Origin of the sequence: Rhodococcoides kroppenstedtii (assembly GCF_900111805.1) — a bacterium.
GTDB lineage: Bacteria > Actinomycetota > Actinomycetes > Mycobacteriales > Mycobacteriaceae > Rhodococcoides > Rhodococcoides kroppenstedtii.
On the sequence record NZ_FOJN01000004.1, the window covers coordinates 249,529 to 269,828 of the forward strand.

Sequence of the window (20,300 nt, forward strand, 5' to 3'; positions counted from 1 at the left end):
ACACGACCGGCCTGCCCGGAACGAACACTAAGCACGAAAAGCCCGGTTCACGGACCGCGCCTCGTGTGGCGGAGGCAACGGGACTAAGGTGAGGCACCGTGACCTCACACTATGACGTCGTCGTCCTCGGAGCCGGTCCCGGTGGATACGTCGCTGCCATCCGCGCGGCGCAGCTGGGCCTGAAAACCGCCATCGTCGAGCAGAAGTACTGGGGCGGGGTGTGCCTCAACGTGGGATGCATCCCGTCCAAGGCTCTGCTCCGCAACGCCGAACTGGCGCACCTGTTCACCAAGGAGGCCAAGCAGTTCGGCATCTCCGGTGACGTGTCGTTCGACTTCGGCGCTGCCTACGATCGCAGCCGCAAGGTCGCGGAGGGCCGCGTCAAGGGCATCCACTTCCTGATGAAGAAGAACAAGATCGACCAGTTCGACGGGAAGGGCTCGTTCACCGACGCCAACACCATCTCCGTCGAGCTGAGCAAGGGCGGCACCGAGACGGTCACGTTCGACAACGCGATCATCTCTACCGGCAGCACCACCAAGCTGCTGCCGGGCACCTCGCTGAGCGAGAACGTCGTCACCTACGAAGAGCAGATCATGACCAAGGATCTGCCGGGGTCGATCCTCATCGTGGGTGCCGGCGCGATCGGCATGGAGTTCGGCTACGTCCTGAAGAACTACGGCGTGGACGTCACCATCGTCGAGTTCCTCGACCGTGCGCTCCCCAACGAGGACGAGGACGTCTCGAAGGAGATTGCCAAGCAGTACAAGAAGCTCGGCGTGAAGATCATGACCGGCGCCGCGGTGCAGAGCATCGACGACGACGGCAGCAAGGTCACCGTCGCGATCAAGAACAACAAGTCCGGCGAGACCGAGACGGTCACCGTGGACAAGGTCATGCAGTCCGTGGGCTTCGCTCCCCGCGTCGAGGGCTACGGCCTGGACAAGACCGGCGTCGAGCTCACCGACCGCGGCGCGATCGCCATCGACTCGGTCATGCGCACCAATGTCCCGCACATCTACGCGATCGGTGACGTCACCGCCAAGCTGCAGTTGGCGCACGTCGCCGAGGCGCAGGGCGTCGTCGCCGCCGAGACCATCGGTGGGGCCGAGACGCTGCCGATCGACGACTACCGCTTCATGCCGCGCGCGACGTTCTGCCAGCCGCAGGTGGCCAGCTTCGGTCTCACCGAGGCCCAGGCCAAGGACGCGGGCCACGACATCAAGGTCGCCACGTTCCCCATGACGGCCAACGGCAAGGCGCACGGCCTCGGCGATCCGACGGGCTTCGTCAAGCTCATCGCGGACACGCAGCACGGCGAGCTGCTCGGCGGCCACCTCATCGGCCCCGACGTCTCCGAGCTGCTGCCCGAGCTCACGCTCGCGCAGAAGTGGGATCTCACCGCCACCGAGCTGGCCCGCAACGTCCACACGCACCCGACGCTCAGCGAAGCCCTGCAGGAGGCCATCCACGGTCTCGCCGGGCACATGATCAACTTCTGATCGTCCGACGTTAACACCCCGGCCGCTCGCGAGCGGCCGGGGTGTTGCCGTTCCCGCTACGTGTAGTCGCGGGGAATACGCAGGGTGCGAATCGTGGTGGCGAGCCCGTCGTACTGCGTCACCAACAGGACGAACTCGATGCGCTGACGGTCGGTCAGGTACGCCCCGAGCCGCGTCCACGTGGCGTCGGCGAGGTCCTGCTCGGCGAGGAGTTCGTCGACGGCGGTCACGACGGTCCGAGCCCGCTCGTCGAGGTCCCCGTGCGTCCCGGCGTCGGTGTGCTCCAGTGCCGCGATCTCCGCGGCGGTGAGGCCGGCCCGCCGCCCGAGCCGGCGGTGGTGGTCCTGCTCGTACCCGCACTCGCGGACGGCGGCCACGCGGAGGATCACCGTCTCCGCGTCCCGCCGTGCGAGCGTGCCGAAGGGCATCAGCCGGGCGCTGTAGACCAGCCACGCACGGAACAGTCCGCGGGTCTGCCCGAGCGTGGAGAACAGATGCATGTCCGGTGCCCCCACCACACGGCTCGCGAGACGCGCGATCGCGAAGTTGATCGGGCGGAGCGTGGACAGCGTGCCAGCGGGGATGCGACCGGTCATGCGGCCGACGCTACGGGACCGGCCCGTCACCGGTCCCGCAGAACGTACGGTGACACCGAACTGCGATGGGCATCGATGTCGAGCGCTTTCCCCAGCGGCGGGAACGCGCGCTGGGGGCAGTGCGCGCGTTCGCACACCCGACACCCCGCGCCGATCGGGGTCGCGCCGCGCGCGGTGTCGAGGTCGAGGCCGTCGGCGTAGACGAGTCGCGACGCGTGCCGCAGCTCGCACCCGAGGCCGATGGCGAACGTCTTGCCGGGCTCGCCGTACCGCGCCGCGCGTCGTTCCACGGTGCGGGCGATCCACAGGTAGCGACGCCCGTCGGGCATCTCGGCGATCTGCGTCATGATGCGGCCGGGGTAGGCGAAGGTCTCGTAGACGTTCCACAGCGGGCACGTGCCGCCGCTCGACGAGAAGTGGAACCCGGTGGCGGACTGGCGTTTCGACATGTTGCCGGCGCGGTCGACGCGGACGAAGGAGAACGGCACGCCGCGTAGCGACGGACGCTGCAACGTCGAGAGTCGGTGACAGACGGTCTCGTAACTCACGGCGTAGTAGGCCGACAGCCGCTCGATGTCGTAGCGGAAGTCCTCGGCCACCTCGTGGAACCTGGTGTAGGGCAATACCGTCGCCGCGGCGAAGTAGTTCGCCAGCCCCAGGCTCGCGAGCGCGCGGGACTCCTCGCCGGAGAAGTTGCCCTCGTCGACCAGACGGCGGATCAGATCGCCGTTCTCCAGGTAGGCGAGCTCGGCGGCGAAGCGAAAGACCTTCTGCCCACCGGACAGTCGCGGCGAGATCTCGAGCAGCCGGGTGCGGGGATCGAACCGATGCAGCACGCCCTCGCCGAGGTCGATGCGCTCGACGATGTGCACGTCGTAGAGGTTGCGGAGCCGCTTGGCGATCTCCGCGGCGATGTCGGCTCGGTGGAAACGCAGCCGGTTGGCCAGATCCTCGGCGGCGGTGTCGAGTTCGTCGAGATAGTTCTGGCGCCGGTAGAAGTAGTCCCGGACCTCCTCGTGCGGTTTGGAGATCGCCCCGCTGCCGCTGCCGTCGGCGAACCGGTCCTCGGTGGCCGCCGCCAGCTGTGCGGAGGTGTTGCGGTACCGGCTGTGCATGTCCACCATCGCCCGCGCAAGGCCGGGATGCGCGGAGACGAACGCCGCCAGCTCGTCGACGTCGGTGGGCACGGCGACGTCCTGGTCGAGCGTGACCTCGCGGAGTTCGGCGATCAACCGCGTGTCGTCCTGGGTGGAGAAGAACGTGGTGTCGACGCCGAACGCCGTCGTGATGCGGGTGAGGACGGCGGCGGTGAGGGGCCGGACGTCGTGCTCGATCTGGTTGAGGTAGCTCGCGGAGATGTCGAGGCGCGCGGCGAGGGCGGCCTGGGACAGTCCGCGCTCGACGCGCAGCTGGCGCAACCGCGCGCCGACGTACGTCCGGGCCATGGACCGAGCCTAGAAGCCCCGCCGGCGGGGGCAAACAGTACGAACGTACGGTGACGTCGGTCACAGTGCGCGCCGGCGCCGAGTGCGGCGCCGGCGACGGCATGGGGCCCGCGCGCCGCCGACGGGCTTTCGTGCATTTCGTTCCCGACGTGCGGCGATGCGGTTACCGGCGGGTAGGTCGGCGGCGTCTTGGCGACGCCGATCTTCGCAACATTCGCAGTATGCTCGTACTGCTTAGCCGAACTTTACAGTCTCAGCAGGTAGACACCATTTTTCGCCTGTGCCATCGTGGTCTCGTACATCCGATCCGCCTGACAACCCTGCGAAGACCCTGCGGGGTCGGCGCACGTGGCCGTCGGCGGACGAAACCGAAGAGACGGAGCTGTCGATGTCGACCACCGGTACCCCCAGGACCACCGAAGAGATCCAGAAGGATTGGGACACCAACCCTCGCTGGAAGGGTGTCGAGCGCAACTACACCGCCCAGCAGGTCACCGACCTCCAGGGCACGGTCGTCGAGGAAGCGACCCTCGCGCGTCGCGGCTCGGAGATCCTCTGGGACCTCGTGAACAACGAGGACTACATCAACTCCCTCGGTGCCCTCACCGGCAACATGGCCGTGCAGCAGGTGCGCGCCGGCCTCAAGGCCATCTACCTCTCCGGCTGGCAGGTCGCCGGTGACGCCAACCTCTCCGGCCACACCTATCCGGACCAGAGCCTCTACCCGGCCAACTCCGTGCCGTCCGTCGTGCGCCGCATCAACAACGCGCTGCTCCGCGCCGACGAGATCGCCAAGATCGAGGGCGACACCTCGGTGAGCAACTGGCTCGCCCCCATCGTCGCCGACGCCGAGGCCGGCTTCGGTGGCGCGCTCAACGCCTACGAGCTGCAGAAGGCCATGATCGCCGCCGGCGCCGCCGGTGTGCACTGGGAGGACCAGCTCGCCTCGGAGAAGAAGTGCGGCCACCTCGGTGGCAAGGTGCTCATCCCGACGCAGCAGCACATCCGCACCCTGACCTCGGCTCGCCTCGCGGCCGACGTCGCGGACGTCCCGTCGGTCATCATTGCCCGCACCGACGCCGAGGCCGCCACGCTCATCACCTCCGACGTCGACGAGCGCGACCGCGAGTTCCTCGACGGCACCCGCACCGCCGAGGGCTTCTTCGGCGTCAAGAACGGCATCGAGCCCTGCATCGCTCGCGCCAAGGCCTACGCCCCCTACGCCGACCTCATCTGGATGGAGACCGGCGTGCCGGACCTCGAGGTCGCCAAGAAGTTCGCCGAGTCGGTGCGCGCCGAGTTCCCGGACCAGCTCCTCGCCTACAACTGCTCGCCCTCCTTCAACTGGAAGGCGCACCTGGACGACGCCACCATCGCGAAGTTCCAGCGCGAGCTCGGCGCGATGGGCTTCAAGTTCCAGTTCATCACCCTCGCCGGCTTCCACTCGCTCAACTACGGCATGTTCGACCTGGCCCACGGCTACGCCCGCGAGGGCATGACCGCCTTCGTCGACCTGCAGGAGCGCGAGTTCAAGGCCGCCGCCGAGCGTGGCTTCACCGCCATCAAGCACCAGCGCGAGGTCGGTGCGGGCTACTTCGACCGCATCGCCACCACGGTCGACCCCAACACCTCGACCGCCGCCCTCAAGGGCAGCACCGAAGAGGGCCAGTTCCACTGAGCTGAGCCGCCTCTCCGAGGTTTCTTCGCACCAGTCAGGCGGTCCGCAGCTTCCGTTGCGGGCCGCCTGACTCGTACCCATGGGCTTCGCCCGTACCCCAGCAGAGTTACCCCCACCTCACCTGTCGCCGTTGTCGCGCGCCGACCCCGGCCGACGGTCTGCGGCTGGTGAGGGCGAACGAAGGAGTTCGTAGTGTCCAGCGAGAAGATCGAGCGCGTCGGCATCGTCGGCGCCGGGCAGATGGGAGCCGGCATCGCCGAGGTGTGCGCTCGCGCTCGCGTCGACGTCCTGGTGTTCGAGAAGACCGCCGACCTCGTCGACGCCGGTCGTGCCCGTATCCGCAAGTCCCTCGATCGCGGCGTCTCCAGCGGCAAGATCACCGAGCGCGAACGCGACCAGGCCGCCGACTGCCTGCGGTTCACCACCGACCTCGGCGACTTCGCCGACCGGCAGATCGTCGTCGAGGCCGTGCTCGAGAACGAGCGCATCAAGACCGAGATCTTCGCCGAACTCGACCGCGTCGTCACCGACGCCGACGCCGTGCTGGCCTCCAACACGTCGTCGCTCCCCATCACCCGGATCGCCACCGCCACCGCCCGCCCCGAGCGCGTGGTCGGGCTGCACTTCTTCAATCCCGTACCGGTGCTGCCGCTGGTCGAGCTGATCCCGTCGCTCGTCACGTCCGACGCGGTGGTCGCCCGCGCGGAACGCTTCGCGGCCGACGTGCTCGGCAAGCAGGTGGTCCGCGCGACGGACCGATCCGGCTTCGTCGTCAACGCGCTGCTGGTGCCGTACCTCCTCGCGGCCGTCCGGATGGTGGAGTCGGGCTTCGCCACTCGCGAGGACATCGACAAGGCGACCGTGCTCGGCCTGGCCCACCCGATGGGACCGCTGACCCTGTCCGACCTCATCGGTCTCGACACGGTGAAGTCCATCGCCGACTCGATGTACGAGGAGTACAAGGAACCGCTGTACGCCGCTCCGCCGTTGCTGCTGCGCATGGTGGAGGGCGGTCTGTTGGGCAAGAAGACCGGGCAGGGCTTCTACACGTACGAGAACGGACGCATCGTGTCCTGACCGGCGACTATCGACCGGTTCGGTGACCTCCGAGACACCGTTGACGACACGTCACGACGGCCCGGACCCCCGCTCCCACCGACTCGGTGGGAAGTCCCGGGGGGCCGGGCCGTCGTCTGTATCCCGTCACGGAACCCGGCGTAAACCGACCTCGGCCCTGTTTCGGGCGGCTAGTTTTTCGGAGGTTCGCGGGGGACATCGCGGACCGGGGGGAACAGCACACACCGGGGGGTCACCATCGCCGGCACCGAAGCCAGGGCACGGTCCGAGAAGCGGGCAGGCACGTGGGCGCGATCGCGCGTCGTCACCAGCATGCGCACGTTCGGACGGTTCGCCGACCTGACCGCCGCCGCGTTCGGCTATCTCGCTCGCGATCTCGTGGCGCTGCGATTCGCGTGGCGGGAGGCGCTCGATCAGGCCTGGTTCATGGTCACCGTGACCGTGCTGCCCGCCGTCCTGGTGTCCATTCCGTTCGGCGTCATCGTCTCCGTCCAGGTCGGCAGCCTCACCTCGCAGATCGGCGCCACCTCCATCTCGGGCGCCGCGGGCGGACTGGGCGTCATCCGTCAGGGCGCCCCGATCGTCACCGCGTTGCTGCTCGGCGGGGCCGCCGGCTCCGCCATCGCGGCGGACCTCGGCGCCCGCACCGTGCGCGAGGAGATCGACGCGATGCGCGTCATGGGCATCGATCCCGTCCGCCGCCTCGCCGCACCGCGACTGGCCGCGATGATCGTCGTCGCGCCCCTGCTCTGCTCGCTGGTGATCTTCATCGGCCTGGTGTCGGGCTACGTGGTCAACGTCGGATTCCAGGGCGGTACGCCCGGCAGCTACCTCGCGTCGTTCGCCTCCTTCGCCTCCACCACCGACCTCGTGGTCTCGATGGTCAAGGCGGAGATCTTCGGCATCATCGTCGTCCTCGTCGCATGCCAGCGCGGGTTCGAGGCCACGGCCGGACCGCGCGGCGTCGCCAACGCGGTGAACGCGTCCGTCGTCGTCGGGGTGATCGCGGCCTTCGTCGTCAACGTCCTGGCCACCCAGCTGGTGACCATGTTCTTCCCGCAACGGCTCGGGTGACGCGATGACCGTTGCACGGTACTCACCGCTCGGCACCCCGGGCCTGCGCCGCTCGGGCGCCCGCGTGGTCCGCATGCCCCTCTCGGCCGCCGAGCACCTGGGCCATCAACTCACCTTCGTGTGGCAGGTGCTCGCCGCCGTCCCGCACACCCTGCGCGCCTACCGCCGCCAGACCATGCTGGTGCTCACCGACATCACCTGGGGCAGCGGCGCCCTGGTGGTCGGCGGCGGCACGGTATCGGTGCTGGTGATCCTCGGTGTCGCCGTGGGATCGTCCATCGGCATCGAGGGCTACAACGCACTGAACCTGGTGGGCATGGGCCCGCTGACCGGCTTCATCTCCGCCTACGCCACCACCCGCGAGCTGGCCCCGATGATCGCGGCCATCGGCTTCGCCTCGCAGGCCGGGTGCCGCATGACCGCCGAGATCGGCGCGATGCGGATCTCGGAGGAGATCGACGCGCTCGAGGTGGTCGGTATCCGCTCGATCCCCTTCGTGGTCACCACCCGCGTGATCGCCGGCGTCCTCACCATCGTGCCGCTCTACCTGCTGACGCTGGTGCTCGCCTACGTCTCGTGCTCGCTGATCGTGAACCTGTTCGGCAACCAGTCGTCCGGCACGTACGACCACTACTTCTCGACGTTCCTCAGCCTGCCCGACCTCGGCTGGTCCCTGCTCAAGGCCACCGTGTTCGTCGCGGCCGTCATCCTCATCCACGGCTACCAGGGCTACTACGCCACCGGTGGTCCCGAGGGTGTCGGCCGCGCGTCGGGGCGGGCCATCCGTGCCTCGCTCATCGTCATCGTGGTCCTCGACATGGTCATGACCGTGGTCATCTGGGGCTCCGACGTCGGCATCAGGATCTCGGGGTAGCGCCATGGCAGTCTTCGACGACCTCTCCAAGCGGTCCGCGGGCCCGCGCGCACTCCGGGTGCGTGGCCTCGCCGTGGCGGTGATTCTGGTGCTCGTCGGTGTGGTCCTGACGTCCTACGCCCGTGGCGAGTTCGAGTCCCGGTTCGACGTGACCTTCGACAGCGCGAGCGTCGGCGACGGCCTGGCCGTCGGATCCGACGTGAAGTACCGCGGCCTGCCCGTCGGTCGGGTGGACGAGATCGAGCCGGTCGGCTTCGGGCGGCAGCGCGTCCACGCGCACATCGAACCGGCCGTGGCGGAGGTGCTCACCGACGACCTGACGGCACGGTTCTCCTCGGCCACGGTGTTCGGCGCCACGGTGATCGAGCTGTTCTCCGAGGGGCGCGGCGCGCCCCTCGAAGAGGACGCCACCGTCGAACTCGGCGACGACAGCGAGACCGCCACCGTCACCGGCGTGTTCCGGCGGCTCGCCGACCTGACCGACGTCCTCGACGCCGACAACACCGACCGCGTCCTGGACCTGATGTCCCGCGTCTCGACCAACTTCGGCGACGGCCTGAAGCCCTTCTTCGACACCGCGCAGATGATGGCCGAGACGCAACGCTCGCCGCTGTCGTGGAAGCTCGTGCGCGGCGCCGAGCTCGGCGACGGTCTGCGTGAATCCATCGGCCCGCTGGTCGACGTGATCGCTCAGGTCGTGGACTCGAGCGAGTACTTCGAGAATCCCGTGAACCGGGACCGGGCCATCAAGGCGATGACCGGACTCGGCAGCGGGCTGAGCATTCCTCTGGGAGATCTGTTGCGCGAGAACCAACCGTATCTGGCACCGCTGCTCGACACGTTGCTGGACGTTCTCATCCCGGTGGCCCTGTCCGCCGGCACCCTCGCCCCCGCCTACCAGCGGGTGCCGAACGTCCTGCAGGGCGTCGAGGACGCGTTCCCGACGGTCGACGGCCGCACCCAGCTGCAACTGCAGGTGATCGTGAACTCGATGCCGACGATGGCGGGACCGGTCGAGGCGTTCCTGGGCCGGGCGGGGGCGACGCCGTGAGCCGGTCCTCCGCCGTGGTCTTTCCCGTCGCGACGGTGGTCAAGCTCGCCGTGTTCGCGCTGGTGGCGATCCTCTGCCTCGTGCTGATCGGCAACGCGCTCGGGGGCAGTACCGGCCCCGACCGTGCGCGTTTCGACGCTCGGTTCGACGACGTCTCCGGCCTGTACACCGGCGACGACGTGCGCCTGTCCGGCGTGCTGGTCGGTTCGGTCACCGGGATCGACCTCGACGGGGACCGCGCCAGGGTGAGCTTCGAGGTGGACGGCAACCGTCCCGTCACCAGCACCACCAAGGCCGCGGTGCGCTACCAGAACCTGCTCGGTCAGCGGTACCTCGAGCTGATCCAGGACGACACGGCAGGGACGCCGCTCGCGTCCGGCGCGTCGTTCGCGCCCGAGAACACCGTGCCCTCGTTCGACATCACCACGCTGTTCGACGGCTTCCAGCCGATCTTCGAGACCATCGACACCGAACAGGTCAATCGGTTCACGCAGAACGTGCTGGACCTGGTGCAGGGCGACGGGGCCGGACTCGGGCCGGTCCTGCGGGATCTCGACGGGCTGACCACGTACACGAAGGAGCGCGAGCAGATCATCGTGCTCCTGGTCCGCAACCTCGGGGCGATCTCGGGCGTGGTCGGTCAGCGGTCCGAGCAACTCGGCCGGCTCTTCGCGGAGCTCGATCGCGTCGTGTCGTCCTTCGCCGACAAGGCGGACACGCTCATCGCCAATCTCGACGACATCAACGCGGGCCAGGGCCCGTTCCTGAACATCGCCGAGCAACTCCGCGACACCTACGACTCGGAGTACGGCCCCGTCGACGCGCTGTTCCGCCGGCGAGTGCCGGGGGCGAAGCAGATCGTCGACCTGCTCGCGTTGGTGCCGAGTCTCCTGCGCGGGGTCGACCGGTCGCTGCAGTCCGGTGGCGCCGAGGGGCAGCCGGCGAGTGGCCCGGGCGGGGGCGAGGTCTACGCCTGCTCGTCGGGCCAGGCCGACATCCCGGGCATCGGCTCGGTCGTGCTCGGCACTCAGCGATTGGTGGTGTGTCGATGAGTTCGCTCCGAGCGGGCAGTCAGACGGTGTGGGGCCTGGTCGGTGTGGTGGTCGTGGTGCTCGCCGTGGTCGCGACGACGATCGTCTACGTCCTGCCGCTGGGTCACCGGACCTATACGGCCGCGTTCGAGAACACCGGGGGAGCCCACGCCGGCGACGACGTCCGCATCGCCGGAATCTCCGTGGGCACGATCACCGGGATGCGGCTGGCCGACGACCACGTCGAGGTGTCCTTCGAGGTCCGCGAGGACGTCGAGCTCGGCGACGCGACGTCGATGGGCGTCCGGCTCCTCACGCCGGTGGGCGGTCACTACTTCGCGCTCCGCCCCGGCGGAACGGGCGAGTTGCCGGACGGGCGCATCCCGATCGAGCACACCACGGTGCCGTTCTCCCTCTCCGACACCGTGGAGGCGGCCACGCCCATCCTGCGCGATCTGAACGGAAAGACGTTGCGCGAGAACATCGTCGAGCTCGACGCGGCCGTGCAGGCGCAGCCCGAGTCGATCCGCCGGATCACCGACAACCTCACGTCCCTGACGGCCGCCCTGGCGGACCGTCAGGACGATCTGACCCGCGGCCTGAACGTCACCGACGAGTACCTCGGTGCCCTGGCCACGGACCGGGAGGTGCTGCTGTCCTTGCTGAACAAGCTCGCCACCATCACCTCGAAGCTCGGGGCCAAGCGGGCCGACGTGGTCGCCGCGTCGGAGAAACTGCGCCGCCTGTTCACCCTGCTGCACCGGCCTATCGTCGCGCTCGACCAGGGACTGGGCCCGACCATCGAGGAACTCGAGGCGCTCGCCGCCACCCTGCGCGAGCAGACCGTGACGCTCGACGACGCCATCACCGCCGGGCGCGAGTTCACCGATTCCATGTCCGAGATCTTCGCGACCGACGCCGGTGCCGTCGTCGATCGCGGTGACGACGTCATCACGGGTACCACGCTGTGCGTGCCCGTCCCGGGAAGGGGGTGCTGACGTGGCCGGAGCACGCAAGGTCGTGATCGTCGGTCTGGTCGCCGTCCTGGTCGTCGGAGCCGGCACCGCGGCGTCGTCCGCCGCCCGGCTCGTCACGACCACCCGCACCGAGATGTGCGCGGACATGACGGACTCGGTCGGCCTGTACGAGGGCAACAACGTGACGATGCTCGGCATCCCGGTGGGGGAGGTCCGCCGCATCGAGCCACGCGGCGACCACGTCCGCGTCACCATGGCGGTGGACGAGACCCTCGCCCTTCCGGCGGACGTCGGGGCCGTCACGCTCTCCGACTCGATCGTCACCGACCGTCGCCTGGAGCTGACGACGCCCTACCGGGACGGCGCCCGATTCGACCGCGGGACGTGCATTCCGCTCGATCGCACCCGCACGCCCATCGGCATCAGCGACACCCTCACGGCGGTGAACGATCTGGGGGCGGAGCTGTTGGGCACCACCTCCACCACCGATCCGGTCGCGCCGCGGCCGCCGGAGGAGCAGGTGCTCGGCGACACGCTCCGGGCCCTCGACACCGCGCTCGAGGGCAGCGGGGACGAGTTGGGCACGGCGCTGTCGCAGATCTCGGCGCTGGTGGGCAATCCGGCGAACAAGGACACCCAGGTCCGCCGGATGATGGACAACATCGACCTGCTGACCAACACCCTGGTCGAGAGGTGGCCGGACATCGCGCAGCTCGTCGCGAACCTGAAGCAGGGCCTCGGTGCGGCGGGGGAGTTCTCGGAGAACTTCGCCACGGGCATCGACCGCACGGTCGAGTTCCTGCCGATCCTCGAGCGCGTGCTCCCGAAGGTCGCGCCGACGCTCTACCGAGTGCTCGACGTCGTGATCCCCATCGTCGCGATCGTGGTCAACCGCGCCGGTGACATCGCCAGCATTCTCTCCCGCGTCCCGCGGGCGGCGGAGCAGACCGCCGCGCTCACCGACACGGCCACCGGCGCGGCCCGGTTGACGTTCGTTCCGCCCAAGGTCGCGCCGGTCGACGGGACCTCGGTCGCCGTCGACCTCGTCCCGATGGTCCTGGGAACGGCAGGCACCCGATGACACGACACTCGAGACCGCTCCTGCGCGGTATCGCCGCCCGCGCGGTCGCCGCGGGTATCGCCGCCGTGACGGCCTTCTCCGTCGCCGGCTGCGGCGCGTCCATCGCGGACCTGCCGCTGCCGGGAAATTACGTCCCCGGTCCGACGTACCGAGTGGACATCGAGTTCTCCTCGGTGCTGAACCTGCCGGATCGTGCCAAGGTGGTGCTCGACGGCGTCGACGTGGGACTGCTGAACTCGGTGACGCTGGTCGGCACCACGGCCGTCGCCGCCGTCGACATCGACCGGACCGTCGACCTGCCTGCGGCCACCCGCGCGGAGCTGCGCCAGGGAACCATCCTCGGCGAGATCTACGTCTCGCTCCAGCGACCCGCGCCGGATGCCCCGCAGGGCGGCACCCTGCAGGACGGGGACACCATCCCGCTCGAGCGGACGGACCCGGCGGACAACGTCGAGGACGTCCTGCGCGGGCTGTCCGAGGTGGTGGCCGGCGGCAACATCGTCGACTTCCAGCGGTCGATCGACCGGTTCAACCGCGCGATCCCCCCACCCGAGACGGTGGATCTCATCAACGAGAAGGCACGTCAGGCGCTGACCGACCTGTCGAACGGCGACGCGGAACTCGACCGCATCCTCGGCGCCGCGGAGACGGTGTTCGACTCCTTCCGGGCCCGGACCGACACGCTCGACACGATGCTGACCACCGGGCCCGATCGCGTTGGCGGCCTTGCTGACTCGCTGCTCGTCGTCGTCGACTCCCTCATCGACCTCGGCTACATGTCCCGGAGCATCGGGGGCGTGATCAACCCGGTGTACGGCGACCTGCGCTCCGTCATCTCGACGATCCAGCCGATGGTGCGCACGCTCGCCACGGCCGACCTGACCGCGCCGATGCTGGCGTCGCGCATGGACGCCCTCCTGCGGGAGCGGTTGGTGCCGTTCTTCTCCGGGGCGCCGAACGTGCGGATCGCGTCGGTGTCCGGTCCGCCCGCACCGGGCGCGGCGCCGGTGGACCGGGCGAACGAGATGATCGCGGTCCTCCGCGGGATCGGATTCGTGCGATGAAGTCACTGTTGTCCGTGGGCGCGCTGACGGCGGTCGCCGTGCTGGGCGTCGCCTATCTCGCGCTCGGAGTGCTGGACATGGATCCGCGGCGGGACCACCTGAGCATCACCGTGCCGCTCACCACCTCCGGTGGCCTGATCGACACCTCGCAGGTCACCCTGCGCGGTGCCGCGATCGGACGGGTCGAACGCATCGACGCCGGCCGCGACGGTCTCGAGGCCGTGGTGCGGGTCGACGCCGCCGAGCCGATCCCGCAGGACACGGAGGTGCGCGTGTCGAACCTCTCCGCGGCCGGCGAGCAGTTCCTCGACTTCCGTCCGCGCACCGCCGACGGGCCGTACCTCGCCGACGGTGACACGGTCGACACCGGCAACGTGGTCGTCTCGCCGAGCGTCAGCGACACCCTGGCTGTGGCCGAGGCGCTGACTCGGGAGATCGACTCGGAGGCGATCGGCGGCATCGTCGACACGCTCGACACCGCGACGCGCGGACGGGAGCCGGAGATCGACAACATCGTCGAGGTCCTGCGCCTGCTCTCGCTCACCCTGCGCGACAAGCAGGACGTGGCCCGCAGCCTGTACTACAACCTGCAGGTTCTCGGCGAGAACGCCTACGCCGACTCGTTGGGTCCGCGCCTCGCCGACATCGTGCCGGAGCTCGAGCTCTCGGGCAGCGGACTCGAGCACCTCATCGGCTCCTATCAGGACTACTCCTACGTGGGCGAGACCGTGTGGGACGGCGAACTCGCCCGACTGGTGCCGAAGATCTCCGAGTACCTCGGCCCGCTCCTTCCCGACATCGGGTACATCGCCACCGTTCTCGGCCCGGCCACCCGGACCATCCGCCCCGTGCGCGTGGACGCGGGTTCCCTCGTGACCATGCTCGAGCAGGTGTTCCCGCGCGGTGGTCCCGCCCGCGTCGCGGTCACCCTGCCGCCGAACTGACCCACTGCAGACGTGATCCGGCCGCCCCGTTTCCGGATCGAAAGGACAACCATGACCACTCGAGTCGACACCGACCTCTCCGAGTCCGACTTCGTCGACCGCGACGGCGCCGGGGAATCCACGGCCGAGTCGGCCGCCGCCGAGTCCACCACCCCTGCCGAATCGACCGGCGGTCCGACGGGCCGCACCCGCGGGGGTCGTCTGACCGTGGTGCTCGCCGTCGTCGCCGCGCTCGAGGTGATCGTCGCCGCGCTCGCCGCCTGGCAGTGGCGGTCGGCCGCGGGAGCGCTGGACGCCGAGCGGGCGGCAGACGCCGACCGCGCCGCCGCCGTGGACGTGGCCCGCGGGTACACCGAACGGTCCCTGACCTACGACCACACGAACATCGACGGCTTCTTCGCCGGTGTGGAGGAGGGCACGACGGACGCGCTGCGGGAACGCTTCGACGGCGTTCGCGAGGTCCTCACGCAGATCATGACCGACTCGCAGGTGGTGGCCTCGGGAACCGTGAACGCCGCCACGGTGACCGCGCAGGACGGCAACGTGTACACCGTGAAGGTCTTCGCCACGCAGACCACGCAGAACCTGCAGCAGCCGGAGCCGGGCGCCGTCCCGACCCTGCTCACGGTGACCGTGGAGAAGAACGGCGATCAGTGGTTGGTGTCGGACTACGGGGCGGACACCGGAGCGGCGTAGCTTCCCGGGGAGTCCCTATCTCTTGCGGCCGGTGACGAACTGCGCCGCGCCGTGGATGCGCTGCTCCACCGCCTCGAAGCCCGCTCGGTGCAGCACGTCGGTGAAATCGTCGGCACCGAACACCGTGAGCCCGCTCGGACGGACCGCCGTCGCCATGGCGTCGGCCACCACGGCGGGACCGCGGCGCACGGTGGTCATGACGGCGAGGCGGCCACCGGGCCGCAGGACACGCACGAGTTCGGCGAACACCCGCATCGGTTCGGGGACGAGGTAGAGCGCGGCGTAGCAGCAGACGGCGTCGACGGAGCCGTCCTCGAAGGGCAGCTCGCGGGCGTCGCCGAGGACGTAGGCGACGTGGTCGGCGAGATCGGTGCTGCCGGTGCTGTCGGTGCGCACTGTGCGGACCGTGTCCGAGGCGGCGCGGGCCAACATCGGTTCGGAGTCGTCGAGGCCGATCACCAGGGCGTCGCGGCGACCGGCGTCGGCGAGGGAATCGGCGAGGAACCGGGTGAAATTGCCCGGTCCGCAGGCGACGTCCAGCACGACGCGCGTGCCGTCGTCGACGAGTCCCAGATCGCGGACGGCGAACGTGCGCTCGACGTCGACGGTGGGTCCGCTCACGCCCATCCAGAGACGAAAGAGCGGGCGCCAGGCCCGTTCGTAGATCGAAGCGAGGGGACCGAATCGCATGAGGCGCTGGGCGGCTCGTGATTCGGTGGGGCCGTTCTCGGGTCGGCGGACGTCGAGGACGCCGTCGGCGCGGAGGGTGCTCGGGGTGTCGGGACGGAAGAGCGATCGGGTGCGGTCCACAGCGCGCGCGTCGGCCATGAGAACACGGTAGGTGGGGTACTACAGTTCGGCCATGGCATCCATCACCCTCCCCACCGTCGCCGGAGTCGCGTTGGCGGCGACGGGCGCAGCGCACTTCGTGGCTCCCGACGCCTTCCGTCCGATCACCGAGCCGGTGTTCCCGGACGACACGCGGACGTGGACCTACCGAAACGGGGCGTCGGAACTGGCGATCGGGACGGCGATCGCGATCCCCGCGACGCGGAAGATCGGTTTGGTGGGCCTGGCCGTTTACGTCGGCTTCCTGGGATTCCGCGCCGCCACCGCCTGACCGGACAGAACCGCGCGGTACCCCAGCGACCGACCCGACCACACCGCGTCGACACGCGGGAGTTTTCGGACGACACGGACATTCCGAGGTGACCCTGGCCCGGTGTTGTTTACGAGTCAACGATGCACGGGTAGGCATGTGGACATGTCCACAGCTACCGCTTACCAGGCCACCGCACCCGATGCTCCGCTCGAGAAGACCACCATCGAGCGACGCGAGCTCGGCCCGCACGACGTCCTCATCGACGTCAAGTTCGCCGGCATCTGCCACTCCGACATCCACACCGCGCGCAACGAGTGGGGCGGCACCACGTACCCCGTCGTGCCCGGACACGAGATCGCCGGCATCGTCGCCGAGGTCGGCTCCGAGGTCACCACTCGCAAGGTGGGCGACCGCGTCGGCGTCGGCTGTTTCGTCGATTCCTGCGGCAAGTGCGAGGCGTGCCAGGACGGGGACGAGCAGTACTGCACCAAGGGTGTGGTGCAGACCTACAACTCGGAGACCTACGAGGGCGAGTTCACCCACGGCGGCTACTCGACGCAGATCGTCGTGACCGAGCGCTTCGTCCTCGGCATCCCGGAGGGCGTCGACCTCGACGTCGCCGCACCGCTGCTGTGCGCCGGCATCACGCTGTACTCCCCGCTCAAGCACTGGGGTGCGGGCCCCGACAAGAAGGTCGCCATCATCGGCATGGGCGGCCTGGGCCACATCGGCGTCAAGATCGCCCACGCCCTCGGCGCCCACGTCACCGTGCTCAGCCAGACGCTGAGCAAGGAGGAGGACGGCAAGCGCCTCGGTGCCGACGAGTACTACGCCACCAAGGACACCACCGCGCTGAAGGATCTGCGCGGGAAGTTCGATCTGATCCTGAACACCGTCTCGGCCAACCTGCCGATGGGCGACTACCTGGGACTGCTCGCCCGTAACGGCACTTTGGTCGAGCTGGGCGTGCCGGAGAAGCCGCTCGAGGTGCCGGCGTTCAACCTGCTGGCCAACCGACGCTCGTTCGCCGGCTCGATGGTCGGCGGCATCGCCGAGACCCAGGAGATGCTCGACTTCTGCGCCGAGCACCACATCGGCGCCGAGATCGAGGTCATCCCCGGCGAGAAGATCAACGAGGCCTACGACCGCGTCGTGAAGTCGGACGTGCGCTACCGCTTCGTCATCGACACCGCGACTCTCTGATCGCCCGTAGCAACCGCGACTCTCGGATCGAACCGTTCGAAGGCAGCGCCGTCAGCTCTCCCGGAGCAGGCGGCGCTGCTCTTCGACGTCGAAGTCCGCTGCGGGCCAGTCGAGGTCGAAGCCGTGCAGGGCTTCGACGAGCAGTTCGGTGACGGCCACCCGGCTGTACCACTTGCGGTCGCAGGGCACCACGTGCCACGGCGCGTACTCGGTGGAGGTTCGCTCGAACACCGCGTCGTAGGCGGCCATGTAGTCGTTCCAGTAGCCCCGCTCGGCGACGTCCGACGGGTCGAACTTCCAGTACTTGTCCGGCCGCCGCAGGCGTCGCGCGAGCCGTTCCCGCTGCTCGTCCTTCGACAACGCCAGTGCGACCTTGATCAGCGTGGTGCCGGACTCGACCACGCGCTTCTCGAACGCGTTGATCTCGTCGTACCGGGCCTCCCAGACTTCGCGCGGAACCATGTCGTGCACCCGCACGATCAGCACGTCCTCGTAGTGCGAGCGGTCGAAGACTCCGATCCGCCCCGCGGCGGGCAGGGCCTTCTCGATGCGCCAGAGGAACGGATGGGAGCGTTCCTCCTCGGTGGGCGCGGCAAAGGACGTGTGGTCCACACCTTGCGGTTCCACCTGTCCCAGAACGTGTTTGACGATGCCGCCCTTGCCGGAGGTGTCCATCCCCTGCAGCACGAGCAGCACGGAGCGGTGATCGCCGGAGCGTCCGTTCGCGTACAGCTTCTCCTGCAGTTCGCGCAGATCGGTGGCGCGCGAGTCCAGCCACGCCTTGCCGTCCGACTTCGATCCGGTGAATCCCGGCTTGGCGTACGTGTCGACGTCGGCGAAGGACACCGACGGGTCGACGCGCAGGATCTCGGTGGCCGATCCCGACCACCCGGTGCTCGAACTCATGGCGAGAACTGTGGGGCGCGCGTGAAGGGCTAGTGCAGCTCTTCGCGCAGTTGCGCGAGCGTGCGAGCGAGCAACCGCGACACGTGCATCTGCGAGATGCCCATCTTGTCCGCGATCTGCGTCTGCGTCATGTTGCCGAAGAACCGGAGCAACAACACGTTTCGCTCGCGCTCGGGCAGCTTCTCGAGCAGGGGACGGAGCGCCTCGTGGTTCTCGACGTTCTCCATCTCCTTGTCGTAGTCACCCAGGGTGTCCGCGAGGGAGAGTCCTTCGGAGTCGCTGCCGCTCGACGCGCTGTCCACGGACAGGGTCTGGTACGCGTTGCCGGCCGTGAGACCCATGGCGACCTCGTCCCGGTCGAGATCCAGGTACTCGGCCAGTTCGGACACGGTCGGGGACCGGCCCTGCGTCTGCGACAGGTCCGCCACCGCACGCGAGAGCTGCAGGTGCAGCTCCTTCATGCGGCGGGGTACGCGGACGGCCCACCCGGCGTCGCGGAAGTGACGACGGACCTCGCCCATGATCGTCGGCACCGCGAAGGACACGAAGTCCGAGCCGCGCTCGACGTCGAACCGGTCGACCGCGTTGACCAGGCCGACGCGCGCGACCTGCACCAGATCGTCGTGCGCCTCGCCGCGGCCGTCGAAGCGGCGGGCGATGTGCTCGGCGAGCGGGAGGCACCGGGTGACCAGCTGATCGCGGAGGACGCGGCGCTGCGGGTCGCCCTCGGGCAGCGCGCCGATGGCCGAGAACTTCTCCGCGACGTCGGCGTACTCGTCGGCCGACCGGCGGGACTTGCGCTTGCGTTCGCTGGTCGTCACTCGTCCAGGCCGTGCTTGCGCTTGGAGAACTCGATGGTCGTGGACACCACGCCCTCGTGTTCGGTCTGAGAGGTGGACACCGTGTCGGTCAGCGCGTTGAGCACGTGCCAGCCGAAACCGCTGGCGTCGAGATCGGCACCGGGCTCGGTGGTGGTGGTGACGGCGACGTCGAGCACGTCAGGACCGGGCGTGAACGCGCAGACCAGACGGGCCCCCGGCGTGGCGCGGACGATGAGGCGGCTGCACGACTCGTCGATGGCCAGGCGGATGTCCGCGATGCTGTCGAGGTCGAAGTCCTCCTGTGCCGCGAGGGCCGCGGCGACCGCACGCGTGACGGAGAGCTGGCTCGGGTCGGCGAGCACTCCCAGCTCGATGGTCGACGCCGACCCGGCGGAGTCGGGGTCGGTGGTGATGGCCCGTGTCATGAGGTTTCCCGCTTTCCGGTCCCCCGCGCGGACGGTGCGCGGCGGACGCTCTGCTGCGAATGTATCGGTGGCCGACCGGTGCTTCCTCGGCGGGTACCCACGGTGGACGACAGGCCCACCGCGACGGAGTACCGGGAGGGGCTACCCGCGGCCCCGAATCGGGAAACCGGTTGGCATCGAGTTCCAACCGGCGTAGGTTCGTCAGCAGGTTGAGTCAGCAGCCGACGTACGAAGCACCGTCGATGGTTGCCGTAGATCCCTTTTCTCGAGTCCCCCGCCTTTCTCTCGCGGCCGGACATCTCCCGCCGGGGCTGCTCTTCTCGCAGTCCACTCCGGGCGGCACCCGCAGATCCGTGCTCAGCAGCTCGATCGGCACTTGGAGTCACTCATGACCGTTTCGACGATCGCATCCGATCCCCGTACCACCGTTCTTCCCCTGTCCGACGGAACCCTCACCGTCAGCCGCACCGACACCACGACGACGTACCGGGTCGGCGGCAGCATCGACCTTGCCAACGCGGCCGACCTACGTGACGCCCTGCGCGACGCGCCCGCCGACGACGTGGTGCTCGACCTCACCGCCGTCGACTTCTTCGGCACCGCCGCGCTCACGGTCGTCGCCGCGCTCGACGTGGCGTGCGAGGACCGGGGCAGCCGTCTGACGCTGCGGGTCGGCGACGCCGTCGCTCGCGTCATGGGGGCCGCTCGGTGGGAGCCGTCCGCTCACGTGGTCGACGTGCGCGGATAACGCAC

The 20,300-nt window shown here is 69.1% G+C and carries 21 protein-coding genes; 15 read left to right on the forward strand and 6 right to left on the reverse strand.

The genetic code is table 11. The features are described from left to right. The first annotated feature begins 98 nt into the window (after positions 1-98). Positions 99-1,502: a dihydrolipoyl dehydrogenase gene (lpdA, locus tag BMZ18_RS06860; protein WP_068099401.1), complete on the forward strand. Its 1,404-nt coding sequence runs from the start codon at positions 99-101 to the stop codon at positions 1,500-1,502. Between the two features lie 56 nt (positions 1,503-1,558). On the opposite strand, the gene BMZ18_RS06865 is transcribed toward lpdA, so the two are convergent. After that, positions 1,559-2,098 carry a carboxymuconolactone decarboxylase family protein gene (locus BMZ18_RS06865; protein WP_068362601.1) on the reverse strand — a complete coding sequence of 180 codons (540 nt, stop codon included), beginning with the start codon at positions 2,096-2,098 and terminating at the stop codon, positions 1,559-1,561. 26 nt (positions 2,099-2,124) lie between these two features. After that, positions 2,125-3,543 (reverse strand): acetate metabolism transcriptional regulator RamB, encoded by a 1,419-nt coding sequence (ramB, locus tag BMZ18_RS06870; protein WP_068099403.1) that lies wholly within the window; start codon positions 3,541-3,543, stop codon positions 2,125-2,127. Between the two features lie 388 nt (positions 3,544-3,931). On the opposite strand from ramB, the gene aceA reads away from it, so the two are divergent. From aceA to BMZ18_RS06925, 11 genes are all read left to right on the forward strand, one after another. After that, the gene (aceA, locus tag BMZ18_RS06875; RefSeq protein WP_068099404.1) at positions 3,932-5,221 is read left to right on the forward strand and encodes an isocitrate lyase; all 1,290 of its coding nucleotides are present in this window, start codon (positions 3,932-3,934) and stop codon (positions 5,219-5,221) included. Positions 5,222-5,413: 192 nt separating this feature from the next. Further along, complete coding sequence (locus tag BMZ18_RS06880) at positions 5,414-6,298, forward strand: 3-hydroxybutyryl-CoA dehydrogenase (protein WP_068362599.1); 885 nt, start codon at positions 5,414-5,416, stop codon at positions 6,296-6,298. 312 nt (positions 6,299-6,610) lie between these two features. Next, positions 6,611-7,372: an MlaE family ABC transporter permease gene (locus tag BMZ18_RS06885; RefSeq protein ID WP_068099406.1), complete on the forward strand. Its 762-nt coding sequence runs from the start codon at positions 6,611-6,613 to the stop codon at positions 7,370-7,372. A 4-nt stretch (positions 7,373-7,376) separates the two neighbouring features. Continuing rightward, the gene (locus BMZ18_RS06890; RefSeq protein WP_068362597.1) at positions 7,377-8,246 is read left to right on the forward strand and encodes an MlaE family ABC transporter permease; all 870 of its coding nucleotides are present in this window, start codon (positions 7,377-7,379) and stop codon (positions 8,244-8,246) included. A 4-nt stretch (positions 8,247-8,250) separates the two neighbouring features. Beyond that, positions 8,251-9,297, forward strand: coding sequence for an MlaD family protein (locus tag BMZ18_RS06895; RefSeq protein WP_068362595.1), 1,047 nt, complete (start codon positions 8,251-8,253; stop codon positions 9,295-9,297). Next, positions 9,294-10,349: an MCE family protein gene (locus BMZ18_RS06900; protein WP_244516443.1), complete on the forward strand. Its 1,056-nt coding sequence runs from the start codon at positions 9,294-9,296 to the stop codon at positions 10,347-10,349. Before BMZ18_RS06895 ends, BMZ18_RS06900 begins: the two co-directional genes overlap by 4 nt. After that, on the forward strand, positions 10,346-11,326 hold the full coding sequence (locus tag BMZ18_RS06905; RefSeq protein WP_083400184.1) for an MCE family protein: 981 nt from the start codon (positions 10,346-10,348) through the stop codon (positions 11,324-11,326). The genes BMZ18_RS06900 and BMZ18_RS06905 overlap by 4 nt, the downstream gene beginning before the upstream one ends. Before the next feature lies 1 nt (position 11,327). After that, complete coding sequence (locus BMZ18_RS06910) at positions 11,328-12,386, forward strand: MCE family protein (protein WP_068362591.1); 1,059 nt, start codon at positions 11,328-11,330, stop codon at positions 12,384-12,386. Next, positions 12,383-13,450: an MlaD family protein gene (locus BMZ18_RS06915; RefSeq protein WP_068362590.1), complete on the forward strand. Its 1,068-nt coding sequence runs from the start codon at positions 12,383-12,385 to the stop codon at positions 13,448-13,450. Before BMZ18_RS06910 ends, BMZ18_RS06915 begins: the two co-directional genes overlap by 4 nt. Then, a complete protein-coding gene (locus BMZ18_RS06920; protein ID WP_068362587.1) occupies positions 13,447-14,394 on the forward strand; it encodes an MlaD family protein in 948 nt (315 codons plus the stop codon). Before BMZ18_RS06915 ends, BMZ18_RS06920 begins: the two co-directional genes overlap by 4 nt. Positions 14,395-14,445: 51 nt before the next feature. Further along, positions 14,446-15,090, forward strand: a complete 645-nt coding sequence (locus tag BMZ18_RS06925; protein WP_082894990.1) for an Rv1363c family protein — start codon at positions 14,446-14,448, stop codon at positions 15,088-15,090. A gap of 15 nt (positions 15,091-15,105) precedes the next feature. Here the strand turns inward: BMZ18_RS06925 and BMZ18_RS06930 are convergent, their stop codons facing one another. Beyond that, positions 15,106-15,918 carry a class I SAM-dependent methyltransferase gene (locus BMZ18_RS06930; protein ID WP_068362585.1) on the reverse strand — a complete coding sequence of 271 codons (813 nt, stop codon included), beginning with the start codon at positions 15,916-15,918 and terminating at the stop codon, positions 15,106-15,108. A gap of 34 nt (positions 15,919-15,952) precedes the next feature. On the opposite strand from BMZ18_RS06930, the gene BMZ18_RS06935 reads away from it, so the two are divergent. Together BMZ18_RS06935 and BMZ18_RS06940 are read left to right on the forward strand one after the other, a co-directional pair. Then, positions 15,953-16,210: a DoxX-related protein gene (locus BMZ18_RS06935; RefSeq protein WP_068099415.1), complete on the forward strand. Its 258-nt coding sequence runs from the start codon at positions 15,953-15,955 to the stop codon at positions 16,208-16,210. Positions 16,211-16,354: 144 nt separating this feature from the next. Beyond that, positions 16,355-17,395 (forward strand): NAD(P)-dependent alcohol dehydrogenase, encoded by a 1,041-nt coding sequence (locus BMZ18_RS06940; protein ID WP_068104817.1) that lies wholly within the window; start codon positions 16,355-16,357, stop codon positions 17,393-17,395. 51 nt (positions 17,396-17,446) lie between these two features. Here BMZ18_RS06940 and BMZ18_RS06945 read toward each other — a convergent pair whose 3' ends face one another. From BMZ18_RS06945 to BMZ18_RS06955, 3 genes are read right to left on the reverse strand one after another with little or no spacing between them, the layout of a single operon-like run. Next, positions 17,447-18,301, reverse strand: a complete 855-nt coding sequence (locus BMZ18_RS06945) for a PPK2 family polyphosphate kinase (protein ID WP_068362580.1) — start codon at positions 18,299-18,301, stop codon at positions 17,447-17,449. Between the two features lie 29 nt (positions 18,302-18,330). Further along, positions 18,331-19,122 carry a SigB/SigF/SigG family RNA polymerase sigma factor gene (locus BMZ18_RS06950; RefSeq protein WP_068362578.1) on the reverse strand — a complete coding sequence of 264 codons (792 nt, stop codon included), beginning with the start codon at positions 19,120-19,122 and terminating at the stop codon, positions 18,331-18,333. Beyond that, entirely contained in the window at positions 19,119-19,547 is a 429-nt protein-coding gene (locus tag BMZ18_RS06955; RefSeq protein ID WP_068362576.1) for an ATP-binding protein, read from the reverse strand. Before BMZ18_RS06955 ends, BMZ18_RS06950 begins: the two co-directional genes overlap by 4 nt. 388 nt (positions 19,548-19,935) lie before the next feature. On the opposite strand from BMZ18_RS06955, the gene BMZ18_RS06960 reads away from it, so the two are divergent. Continuing rightward, positions 19,936-20,295: an STAS domain-containing protein gene (locus tag BMZ18_RS06960; RefSeq protein ID WP_068362573.1), complete on the forward strand. Its 360-nt coding sequence runs from the start codon at positions 19,936-19,938 to the stop codon at positions 20,293-20,295. Positions 20,296-20,300 lie beyond the last annotated feature (5 nt).